The following is a 12,156-nucleotide window of genomic DNA, read 5'->3' as shown; positions in this document are numbered from 1 at the left end:
TCTTAAAATGAACGTACGCTTACCTAAAGACGAAGATATACACATCGCTAATACGAAAGATATAGCTCGTATCATGCGTAAGATTCTTTTAAGACAAAACAGATTACATCGTAAAAAAGAGTATTTCTGGGCTATAGGTTTAAGTACAGCGCATAACATAGAATACATCGAACTTTTAACGATAGGCACGCTCAACAAAAATAGAGTTAAGCCTATAGACGTTTTTAATTTTGCAGTTGCTAAGAAGTGTGAAAAGATCATTCTATGCCATAACCATCCATCAGGAAATACAGAGCCTAGCAAAGATGATGTTGCAATTACACAACTAATAAAAGCAGGCGCAAATATTTTAGGAATTAAATTACTGGATCATATTATTATATGTGAAGGAAAAGAGTACACAAGTATAAACGATATATAGCATCGGTATTGACCGTACGTTAGAGTTAAGCTCCAAGAGATAACATTAACAATGCACCATGTTCTATGACACGTAGGAGTTAATTTGATCTATTTAGATCAGCAAGAGCTTACACCAATTTAGTATCTGAATTAGTAGATATTAAAGAGTGTATAATTAATAAACCTGCATACTTCAAAAAAATGGGTTTTTAGTAATCCGAAATTAAACTTTGCTTTCTGGTGTAAAGTTATATATAGTTCCCTGATATAAATAATTTTATTCGTTTACAAACGACTACAATCATTTGTAAACGAAAGTAATTGTTTAGTAACCGAATCGTATTGACTCCCTGTTATATGTTTGCACTGTTCGATATCAATAACACATTTGATTAGAACAATGAGCTCTTCAGAATACGTCTGAAGATGTAGATATATAACTAATTTCTTGAGCATATCTCAAGAAGAAAACACACACATTATGAACTTAAGAAACAAAGTACAGTTAATTGGGAATTTAGGAAATGACCCAGAAATTATCAATTTAGAATCCGGAAAAAAACTGGCTAAATTTTCAATCGCCACTAATGAAACGTATAAAAATGCTCAAGGAGAAAAAGTGACAGATACGCAGTGGCACAACGTAGTCGCTTGGAATAAAACAGCAGATATCATTGAGCAGTATGTCACCAAAGGGAAAGAAATTGCAATTGAAGGTAAATTAACTTCTCGTAGTTATGAGGATGCTGATGGTGTAAAACGATATGTTACTGAAGTGGTTTGTAATGAACTTTTGATGTTGGGAGGTAAGGCATAAATTATTTACAATCACAATATGAAAAGAGGCACTCAATATAGTGCCTCTTTTTGTTTTAGTGAGATAATTTGCTTCTAATAATTAGTATATGCCCGAAGCAAAAAGCATATAAGCGTTATACTATTCTGTTTTTTGTTTTGGAATATTGCATCCCATACCATTCCAAGGATATAAGCCTGCTGGTAATGCTTCTTCTACAGTAATTAAGGGTAAAAAGACTTCTGCATCCATAGCTACAGCTCCACCTTGTAGGTTGAGCCCAAATATACTTCTGAGTTGGTTGGCTCCTGAATTAGGCACTGTAACGGCGGCATCTACCGCAGCTCTACTTACTTCTTGACGTCCTGCATATATTTCTGCCCATCTTTCTGCTACTGCAATTTGAATAAGCAATCCTTTATTTCCATCACTTTCTGGAGCCAAATGCATCGCTTCATCTACAATATCTGCAACTGCCATTTTATCATTTACTTCTTTATAATCGTACTTACTATTTCCTGTAAATAGATTATTGATCATGGTAAGTTTTGCTCCTTTATTATAAAGTCCTCCCATATGACCATATCCAAATACATTATTTTCTACCGTGGCATATAAATTCTGATCAAACGCCATAGCATCACCCCCATAAGATGCAATTGCATCATGTTTCCAGGTAAATAATGACGTGTTACGTCTAATGGTAAATTGCGGAATTTTCTTTTCATCAGAACCTACATATCCTGTTCGGGCGTGTATACCGTACCCTGTATTATTGATGGTAAAATTATTTTCAATCACACCTTTTCCTCCTGCAAATACTCGTACAGAAATAGCCCCTTCGGTAGGTGCTGTATTCATCACCACACAGTTGCGAACATTAATATTTGTATAATGACTTCCTACAATTACAATACCTCCAGATTCTGGAGAAGGATTTTGTTGGGACTTTGGACTTGCTTTTCTACGAATTGCTAGATTTTCATTTTTATGGTATCGATTACGGGGTCCGTTATCGATAATAATCCCATCTACCACGATGACTGATCCTGTAGATTTTTGTCCATTACTTTCACGCTGCTGATCTGTTCTAATATAAAGTCTAGGGTCTGTTAATTTCAAGTATTCATTAACACCCGTAAAGATTGTTTTATGTGCATCCCAAGGGTCTCTCATAGAAAATGTAGTATCATATCCTCCATAGATTTGTACAGGAACATTAATCTCATCGGCACCTCTTTTTCCTTTACTCATATAAACACCTTCTGCAATATGAATACGATCATTGGGTTTTAGATGATGAATGATATTTCCTAAATCTTTAGCAGGACGCTCTTTTGTACCCAATTGCCCTGAGCCTGTATTTTTACTCACGTACCAATCTCTTCCTTGGTTTGAGAAATTACGAGACGTACTTTGAGCATGTACTGCTGAGGTCGTAAAAATTAGTAGTAAAATGCTGAGAGACTGCATTATTTTTTTCATAACGTGATGGTTTTGTGTTATTAACTCACCACGAAACTACTTTTTAAGTGTTAAAAGTACCTCTAAGAAAACGAAGAGCTCAAAAAAATATATGAATTCCCATAGGTTTGGGTATGTGTGTAAAGCTTCTAAACATCCTACCTTTTTGAAGGCATTTGTTATGTTTTTTTACACGCTTTCGCGAAAGCGTACATAGCCTAAATCCAACATGTCTAATTTTTAAAGCATCACGACTTCTTTATACAATGGTAAAAGCAGTAAAAAGTATTATCTATGAAGGTCATACTCTAATGCTACTCTCACAAGACCTGCTGTATTTCTAGTACCTGTCTTTATAAGCATATTGCGTCTATGGGTCTCAACGGTTCCAAATCCAATAAATAACTTGTCTGCTATTTCTTGAGTTGTGTGTTCATTAATAATGAGTTGAAGTACTTCTTTTTCTCTCCGAGATAACTTTGGAAATAGACTTTCTGACGTTTTACTTTTTTTGGAATTTGTCATGGTATTTATGACAATTTCATTGGCGGTCTTATCTAAATACATTTTACCCTCGTTTACTGTTTTGATGGCAGTAATCAGTTCTTCTTTACTTGCATTTTTAAGGACATATCCTTTGGCTCCATTACTAAGCATCATCTTAATAAGACTACTTTCTTTATGCATGGTAATGGCTATTATTTTAACGTCAGGGTGTGATTTTTTTAATATTTTGCAGGTATCAATTCCGTTGGTTCCAGGCATATTAATATCCAATAAAATCACATCAGGATTGTAATTGCTTATGTTTTTAATTACATTATCTCCACTTAACTCGTGTCCTACAACTACAATATCTTTTTCAGGTTTTAAAAGCAGTTTAAATCCCTCTATGACCATCTCGTGATCGTCAACAATTAAAACGTTAATCATACTTTTGGAATATTAATGGTTATTGTTGTTCCTTTTCCTATGCTTGTGTCCCAATCAATAGTACCGTCTAAAAATTTTACTCTACTATTAATACTTTTTAAACCGACTCCATCTTTTGCAATAGCATCTTCATAATTAAAGCCATGACCATCATCTTCAATAATTAATCCCACGCCTTCATCTATTCCAAAAATCTGAATGAGTATACTTTTTGCATGTGCATGCTTTCTGATATTAGATATGATTTCTTGAATTAGCCTATACAACATCGATTGTTTTGCTTTTGCTATTTCTTCTGGAAATTGTTTAATCTCCAAATCTACTTCATATCCTTCTATTTGCAAGGTCTCCACTAAATCTTCTACAGCACCTGGTACACCAGAAATTGTTAGTGCATGAGGAATCATATTGTGAGAAATACGTCTCACTTCTGTACATGCTTCATCAATTAACTCATTTGTTTTCTGTGTAATATTGAGTTCTTCTATCATTTTAACCTCATTCTGCACGGCATTAAAATGCGCTTTTACAGTACTTAATAATCCGCCCAAGCTATCGTGCAAATCTTTGGCAATACGTATGCGTTCTGTTTCTTGGCCTTCAATCATTCCATTTAAGGCTAGTAATTTATTTTCTTGCTGTAATTCTGTTACTTTTTGCTTGTGAATGGCCTCTTTTTGAAACGTCATCGTTTTTTGATAACGCAATCGCTTTTTAAAGAAAATACTTGTTACTAATAGTAATATACCTAGACCTACTAAGCCTCCTATTAATTGTATTTTTTGACTTTTCCTTTTCTCAATATCCAATGCTTGTTGTGCAATTTGACGATCTTTTTTTTCAGCTTCAAATTTTACTTCAAGATTTACAACATTCTTCCGCATTTTCTCAGAGAGTATACTATCTCGTATTTGAACTTCTTTATTTTTATAATAGAAGGCTCCTTCATAATCTTTGACATCAATATGATTTTTGACTAATAATTGATAAATACCTATTAAATAATGAGGTTTTTGTACTTGTTCTATTTTATATGCTGCATTTTTTAGATATTGAATCCCTTCTCTATGTCTATTTTCTTCAACATAAATTTTTGCTAAGGTCTCTGTAGAGTGATAAAAAGAATTGATCTGATCTAAACTATCACTTAAATGGATAAGGTTTTTATACTTGACTATATTTTCTTTCTTGATTTCATCTTTAAAGAGGCTTTTTACAGAGATATGCCCTGAAGGCACATCTGGATCTTTGTGATCATAATGTGCAGATAATAACTCTACAAATTTGATCTGATCTTCAGGGTATTTCCCTACTTCTGTAAAGAAATATGCTATTGTATACAAGGCAAATCCTCGTTGTATGGGGTTGGATGTATTCTTAATGTTTTCCCACATTAATCGATAGTAATAGGCCGCCGCATCTAAATTACCTAGTGATCCTTGTACCAATGCTCTGTTGTAATAAATATTCCAAAGCCAGCCTCTACTTTTTTGACTATTTTCTGCAATTGCTTCTGCTATATTTAAGTAATACGTAGCACTATCTAGCTGGCCTTTAAAATGATGAGCGCCCGCTATCGAATTATGATAATATACAATTTGCCCTTCTAAATCATTTTTTTTTGCCAATTTCAACCCTTTGTGTCTATAGTCTAAAGCAGCATCCATTTGGCCTATCTTGCCTAAGTTTCTTCCATAACCTTGGTATATATACATTCTAGTAAGTTCTGTATTATCTCTAGAAATCGCATACGCATACATCTTTTCTCCTTCTTCTTTAGAAGCACTAGATATTAAATCAGATAAATCATCATATGCATTAAATACCGTATCATTTTTTGCCGCTTGGATAAGACTATCTATTTGGATCTTGTATCTTTCTTGGCCATAGGTTACCATAACGCTTAGAAGCATTAAAAAAATAAAAAATGTCTGTCTTTTGTTGATACTAAATATCATATATAAGTAAAAAGAACAACATTTATTTACTAGATAACTGTCTTTCTTAATTTTAAAGATAGTAATTCTTACTATTCAAACCTGTATGAGCTACTGTATTGCTATTTTTTTAAGTAATAAAAGTAGAACAAGTACATATGTGGTATTAAAAAATTAAATACTACAAATTAGCATACAAATCTCTCATCGTTAATTTGATTTCTAATCAGTACAATATATTAGGGCTGTACATACGTATTTTGTAAATGTGCTCCAATAGCTTCTTCCATTGCTTTGTACTCCTTCTTTTTGATTTGCATCATTACTATTAAAAAGATAAATCCAGTAATGAGGAATAAAGTCATTCCTACAGCAAAAGGAATAAGTATGCGTAAGTCTAACATATTAAGATTTCCAACGCAGATCATTTTTTGGTTTTTAAGCTGTCCTACTACAACTTGACTCGTCCCTTTTGTAATTCGTATGGTACTTTTGTTAAACAATGCATTTTTCACATTATACTCTGGAAATACCTTTTCTATACTATGCTTCAACTTTTCTATTTCTATTTTTTCGGTAAGTGTCAACTCCATAACGTTCCATTTTTAAGTAAAATGTATCATATACTTTGAAATGAACATCCTCATATAGGTTCCACTCAACGCATAAAAAACAGGCTATTAATTATTAATACAATATACTGATAGAAAAAAATGAGTACCTCTATTAATACCCTTACTAAGAAAAAATCTATGATTTCGTAGAGTAAAATTTTACTAAAAAATGACTATTACAGCCTTTTTTAGGGAGGAGAAAATTGACAAAATATACAAAAGGTTACTTTATATTCTTATATCAAGACAAACGCTATAGAAGTTTCCATTTTAGTATTGACTCGCTTTCCATTTTTTAAAGCGGGTATAAATTTTAATAAACCTACACTATATATGAGGTTATCTAAAATAGGTTGATTAATAGGCAATACCTCTTTAGTTACAAATCGTTTGCGGGCTATTGCAGATTCGGCAGGTTGATCTGTTGTTCTTACAAATGCTTTAATATCTTTTACGGTTCCTTCTTTAGTGACTGTCCATGAAAGTTCTACAATACCGGCTCTATTTGTAGTACTCTCACTTTTAGGATATATCATATAATGATTAATCAACCATCCTACATCATACTCAGCATTTACAACGGCAACTCGATCTGGATTTTCTTCAATAGTATTTACATTACACGAGAATAGTAAGATTGATAGTAACATAAATAGGTACGTTCTCACGCAGGTACTCATAGGGTTCATAACTATTGCTTTTGTGATTGAATGATGTGAATGCATCTTATAAAAGATTGCTTTTCAATGATTAGTCTTTAAAACAATCATTGTATATGACAAGGATTTATTTTTTATACGCTTTCGCGAAAGCGAACTTGTGAGACCTACTTGCCACACAACAGTAAGGAGAATAAATCGTTAAAACGTATACCTTCTATTCATTCTCTATATCTGTTTCCAACACTTCCAAAAACTCCTTTCCTAGATTGATAAACTCTTCTATGAGCAAGAATTTATTTTTCTCCTTTAGAAGCTCTGCATCTATATTTCTTGAGACACAAAAATCAATAAACAACGGTTTAAATTCATAAGGAATTTTTACGGTTTCTATCAAGAATCGATCTGTAAGTATAGGATCTTCCTTAAAAAGACCTATATATTGATCTAATTTAATCGGCACAAAAGGTGTTGGTTTTGGTTTGTCTTTTTTAATGAGTTTCCAAAGACGCTTTCCAATATTAACAAAATTGAGATTGGCATTAGGATTTGAATTAAACTCATATTGTTCAGGATATAATTCCTGATGTGTTTTCATTTGTTTATTGAAACTATTCTGTAGTTCTTTTTCTTCAAACACAAATTCCTTTTCTTTTTTTATGATGACCTCATCCAGTTGATTTATTTTTCGCGTAAGCTCAACCACAAAATTTGTGTATACTCTCCCTTCTTTTATAACTATAGTCTTTTTTTCATGAGTAAACACTTGAAAGGAAATAGAATCTTGCGCTTTTGCAGCAATTTCAAAACGCCCTGCCTCGTTAGAAACAGTTGCCATTTTTGTATTTATATTTTTTACAACAACGCCTTCTACAACCGTCTTATCATCATAAATTGTTCCCGTGATACTTTGTGCCATAACACATTGAGACATAAAAAATAAAAAAAAGAGAATGTGTAAATTATGTAATGATCTCATGGCGTTGGTTAGAAAAATCAAGATAGATCATATCTCGAAGCTAAATTTTGAAAGAAAGGTTAAAACATGGTAAGGTTTTCTTAAACAATCACCTTATTATCATTTGTTTCTTAATTATCCTCCTATCAGTACCGTCGAATCACCTGTAATAATTACACCTCCATGTGCTGTTGCATCTCCCATTCTTGCAGCAGGAACCCCTGCGATCATAACAGATGAAGACCCAGAAACAATAGTATCTGGAGGACCTACGCAAGTAGCCACATCTCCAACTCTTGCCGCAGGCAAACCACCTATCAAAACAGTAATAGCACCAGGCCCATTAATAGGCCCTCCTACATGCGGTATTGGAGTAACTCCAGGTGTACTCATAGGGCATTCATGAAAATCGGTTAATCGTGCTGCTGGTTTCATATACCTATTTTAATTTATTAGTACCATTGCTCCCTTAAGTACAAGCTCAGCACCGCCTTGTACTTGAGCGGTGGCACTTCCTTCTGCACTATACTGCACATCTGCAGATTGTTTAATATTTAATCCCCTAGTTGTAACATCTCCACCAGATGATTGTGTAGTAACCCCTTGATCACCTTTTATCAAGATATTTTGATTTGCTTCAAATGTAAGATCCTTAGCACTCTTTATCGCGATACCACTTTCAGACATTACGATACGATTATCATTCTGGTCTTTAAGTGTCATCGTTTTGTCTTGATCACTTAACACAATTGTATTTTGACTAGGAGTTTCAATAGAAAGTACCTTATTTGAGTCATCAAATACTAATTTAATTCCAGATTTTGACACAATAGCTTTTAAGCTATTGTCATCATTGGGATCAAATCCTTCTCCTGGTTGATTGTTAGGAGTACTATATAAACTCCCAAGAATCACTGGAAAACGAGCATTGTCATCTACAAAGCCTACAATCACCTCATCACCTATCTCTGGAAAGAAAAAAGCGCCTGCACCAGACGTTGCATAAAAATTTGATAAACGTGCCCAAAGTCTGTTATTTTCTGTATCAGATGTATGTAACATAGGAATATTGACTTGTACTCTAAATTGATTGGTTGGATCTGAACCTATCTGTACAACAGTTCCATTATATAATCCTCCTACACCATTTGAACTTATGGCCATTGTATTTCCTATCGTATTATTTTCTGGAGTCACCCATTTTGGGTCTAATCCAATAGCAACTTCAGTAGTCCAATTCCCAGCTGAAATCACATGCTGTATACCAGACACAAAATGATCTCCGTTAAAACGATCACCAACTCCTGCAAGAGTAATATAGGATCCTGGAAACAATAAACTATTACCAAATGCTTTTACAGATCCAATTATTTTGGAATACGTACTTTTAGTGAGTTCCGCTTTCGCCAAATCAGTAAGCTCGTCACTTTGAAGTGACGCCGAAGTTCCTGAAGTATAGGTTTCTAAACCAACAACCTCAGAAAGTGTTTTTGAAGATAAATTTCCTGCACCAACATAACTGTTTGACGCTTCTTTAGAAAGTACGGACTGCGTTGTATATTCCCAAGCTTCTGTAGTTGCTGAAGCCAATTGACTTACTGCATTTAATGTAGCGTTAAACTCCAGCATATCATCTCCATACGCCACTGTAAGCACTGATGATGTATCTGCATCAGGTTTTGCAACGCTTACTTTACCATCCTTTGCAATCACAAGGCATCCATTTGCTTCGGCACGATAACATATAAAATCCCAATCTGTACGTTGATATTGTACCATTTCTGGAAAAACAATAGAAGTAGCGGTTACATCACTTGATAAACCAGCATATCCTCCAATAATAGACGATATAATATCACTATCTTTTTTCTGACTGTATATCTTACTTTTCTCTCCGACGGTCATTTTAATTGCTTCGTCATAACAGTTAACAATCAACATAGAGCCCTTTTCGTTAATTGCTATCGTTTGCTCTGTAATGATCCCTTTAAAAATTTGTTGATTCTTAGTATCATATCCTGCTTCTATTACAACCGTATTCCCCGGAACAAACGTACTAGAAGAACTCGCTGGAAATTCCCCTGTACTTGCATCTCCATCTATAACTTCAATACGTGCATGAGGAATTTCATTTACTTTCGTATCAACCGTGATCGAATATATGTTAGCTTCATCAAGAATAGATTCCCCACTTACTTTAACATTAAATGTAGTTAGACCTCCTTTTTCAATAGTACTACTCATAACTATATAAAGTTTAAAAAATTAAGATACGATTTTATATAAGGCAATCTTACATATAATTGCTAGGTAAATAACAGGTATTTGTACGGGGATTTTAAAAGGGATTATCTTTAAAAAAATCCTTTTCTTAAAAAGTTAAAATAATAGTCATTTGCTACTGGTATACTTATATTTATATCGTTATAATTAAACGCATGAGTAAGAACTATAAAACTACCGTAAACCAAGAATTTGAGTTTGATATCTCAGCATCAGAGCTCTCAGAATTAGATGCGGTACAGACAACAAAAACAGGATATCATATCCTACAAGACAACACTTCGTATAAAGCCGACATTGTCACATCAGATTTCACCAAAAAAACATACCAAATCCTTGTAAATAATAGGACCTATGAAGTAGCTATAGCAGACGCTGTAGATATCCTCATTAAAGACATGGGCTTCTCGATAGGTGGTTCTAAGCAATCAAATGCCCTTACAGCACCTATGCCTGGGCTTATTCTTGATGTTCAAGTCATCGCTGGACAAGAAGTAAAAGAAGGAGATACCCTTGTTATTTTAAGTGCTATGAAAATGGAAAACAGCTTTGTTTCCCATATGGATGGTATTATAAAAGCCGTACACGTTACTAAAGATGACGCTGTAGATAAAGGACAACTCCTTGTCGAATTTGAAGAACAAAATTAATCACACACATATGGAGATTAAAAAAATATTAGTAGCAAACCGTGGGGAAATTGCCATTAGAGTAATGACTACGGCTAAAAAAATGGGTATAAAAACCGTTGCCATCTATTCTACTGTAGACCGTAATGCCCCTCACGTTAGATTTGCAGATGAAGCTGTTTGTGTGGGAGAAGCACCATCCAACCAATCGTATTTACTAGGAGATAAAATCATTGCATTTGCAAAAGAGTTACACGTTGATGCCATTCATCCTGGATACGGGTTTTTAAGTGAGAATTCCGCTTTCGCGAAAGCGGTTACAGACAGCGGCATTATTTTTATAGGACCTGAACCTAAAGCCATCGAAGTGATGGGAAGTAAGCTGGCGGCCAAAGATGCCGTGAAAGCATATAATATCCCAATGGTACCTGGAATAGACAAAGCTATTACCGACGTAGAGAAAGCCAAAGCCATTGCAAATGATATCGGTTTCCCTATTCTTATCAAAGCATCTGCCGGTGGTGGTGGAAAAGGAATGCGTGTCGTAAATGAGGAATCAGAACTCGCATCCCAAATGAAACTTGCGATTAGTGAAGCGACTGCTGCTTTTGGAGATGGCTCTGTTTTTATAGAAAAATATGTTTCCTCACCTAGACATATCGAAATTCAAGTGATGGCAGATACGCACGGCAACACCGTACATCTTTTTGAAAGAGAATGTAGTATCCAACGTCGTCATCAAAAAGTAGTAGAAGAAGCGCCCTCTGCTGTATTGAGTCCAGAATTACGAGAAAAAATGGGAAATGCTGCCGTTCAAGTAGCTAAGGCCTGTGACTATCGCGGCGCAGGAACGGTTGAGTTCTTACTAGACGACCAGCATAATTTCTACTTCTTAGAAATGAATACACGCCTTCAAGTAGAGCACCCCGTTACCGAATTAATTACAGGAGTAGACCTTGTAGAATTACAAATACGTGTCGCAAGAGGAGAAGTACTTCCTATCACACAAGAAAGCCTTTCTATTAAAGGTCATGCGCTAGAATTACGTGTGTATGCAGAAGATCCTTTAAATGATTTCTTACCAAGTGTAGGAAATCTATCTACTTACATTCTTCCAGAAGGAGAAGGCATTCGAGTAGATAATGGTTTTGAACAAGGTATGGATATCCCTATTTATTACGATCCGATGCTTTCAAAATTGATTGTTTATGGTGATACAAGAGAAGAAGCCATTGAATTACTTTCATATGCTATAGATCATTATAAAATAGAAGGCGCTCAAACCACCTTACCCTTTGGAAAATTTGTATGTGAACATGAAGCCTTTAGATCTGGAAATTTTGATACCCATTTTGTAAAAAAATACTACTCTCCAGAAGCACTAAAAAAACAATACGAAGAAGAAGCTAAAATTGCAGCACTTATCGCTGTCAAGCAGCACATAAAAGAGCAACATATTTTACGTCTACCAACTACATAAA

12 protein-coding genes are annotated in these 12,156 nt (G+C 34.5%); 4 read left to right on the top strand and 8 right to left on the bottom strand.

Going from position 1 to position 12,156, the window contains the following annotated elements; translation table 11 throughout:
* Positions 1-7 precede the first annotated feature (7 nt).
* Positions 8-421 (top strand): JAB domain-containing protein, encoded by a 414-nt coding sequence (locus Q1A01_RS02865; RefSeq protein WP_299675703.1) that lies wholly within the window; start codon positions 8-10, stop codon positions 419-421.
* Between the two features lie 462 nt (positions 422-883).
* Positions 884-1,219, top strand: a complete 336-nt coding sequence (ssb, locus tag Q1A01_RS02860; protein WP_299675700.1) for a single-stranded DNA-binding protein — start codon at positions 884-886, stop codon at positions 1,217-1,219.
* Positions 1,220-1,339: 120 nt separating this feature from the next.
* Here the strand turns inward: ssb and Q1A01_RS02855 are convergent, their stop codons facing one another.
* The 8 genes from Q1A01_RS02855 to vgrG form a co-directional block, all read right to left on the bottom strand.
* A complete protein-coding gene (locus Q1A01_RS02855; RefSeq protein ID WP_299675698.1) occupies positions 1,340-2,683 on the bottom strand; it encodes a right-handed parallel beta-helix repeat-containing protein in 1,344 nt (447 codons plus the stop codon).
* Positions 2,684-2,950: 267 nt separating this feature from the next.
* On the bottom strand, positions 2,951-3,595 hold the full coding sequence (locus tag Q1A01_RS02850; protein ID WP_299675695.1) for a response regulator transcription factor: 645 nt from the start codon (positions 3,593-3,595) through the stop codon (positions 2,951-2,953).
* Positions 3,592-5,508, bottom strand: a complete 1,917-nt coding sequence (locus Q1A01_RS02845) for a sensor histidine kinase (protein ID WP_299675692.1) — start codon at positions 5,506-5,508, stop codon at positions 3,592-3,594. The genes Q1A01_RS02850 and Q1A01_RS02845 overlap by 4 nt, the downstream gene beginning before the upstream one ends.
* 263 nt (positions 5,509-5,771) lie before the next feature.
* Entirely contained in the window at positions 5,772-6,125 is a 354-nt protein-coding gene (locus tag Q1A01_RS02840) for a hypothetical protein (protein WP_299675689.1), read from the bottom strand.
* Positions 6,126-6,382: 257 nt separating this feature from the next.
* On the bottom strand, positions 6,383-6,796 hold the full coding sequence (locus tag Q1A01_RS02835; protein WP_299675686.1) for a hypothetical protein: 414 nt from the start codon (positions 6,794-6,796) through the stop codon (positions 6,383-6,385).
* Between the two features lie 226 nt (positions 6,797-7,022).
* The gene (locus tag Q1A01_RS02830) at positions 7,023-7,724 is read right to left on the bottom strand and encodes a hypothetical protein (RefSeq protein WP_299675683.1); all 702 of its coding nucleotides are present in this window, start codon (positions 7,722-7,724) and stop codon (positions 7,023-7,025) included.
* Between the two features lie 174 nt (positions 7,725-7,898).
* Complete coding sequence (locus tag Q1A01_RS02825; RefSeq protein ID WP_299675680.1) at positions 7,899-8,198, bottom strand: PAAR domain-containing protein; 300 nt, start codon at positions 8,196-8,198, stop codon at positions 7,899-7,901.
* A gap of 9 nt (positions 8,199-8,207) precedes the next feature.
* Positions 8,208-10,007 carry a type VI secretion system tip protein VgrG gene (gene vgrG, locus Q1A01_RS02820; RefSeq protein ID WP_299675677.1) on the bottom strand — a complete coding sequence of 600 codons (1,800 nt, stop codon included), beginning with the start codon at positions 10,005-10,007 and terminating at the stop codon, positions 8,208-8,210.
* 194 nt (positions 10,008-10,201) lie between these two features.
* On the opposite strand from vgrG, the gene Q1A01_RS02815 reads away from it, so the two are divergent.
* Both Q1A01_RS02815 and accC read left to right on the top strand, forming a co-directional pair.
* On the top strand, positions 10,202-10,696 hold the full coding sequence (locus Q1A01_RS02815) for a biotin/lipoyl-containing protein (protein ID WP_299675674.1): 495 nt from the start codon (positions 10,202-10,204) through the stop codon (positions 10,694-10,696).
* 16 nt (positions 10,697-10,712) lie between these two features.
* Complete coding sequence (accC, locus tag Q1A01_RS02810; protein WP_299676600.1) at positions 10,713-12,155, top strand: acetyl-CoA carboxylase biotin carboxylase subunit; 1,443 nt, start codon at positions 10,713-10,715, stop codon at positions 12,153-12,155.
* The last annotated feature ends 1 nt before the right edge of the window (position 12,156 follow it).

It is taken from the genome of uncultured Dokdonia sp. (assembly GCF_947492815.1).
In the GTDB taxonomy this organism is placed as follows: domain Bacteria; phylum Bacteroidota; class Bacteroidia; order Flavobacteriales; family Flavobacteriaceae; genus Dokdonia.
The sequence above is the reverse complement of the archived record's forward strand: the minus strand, read 5'-3'. Positions and strand labels throughout refer to the sequence as shown.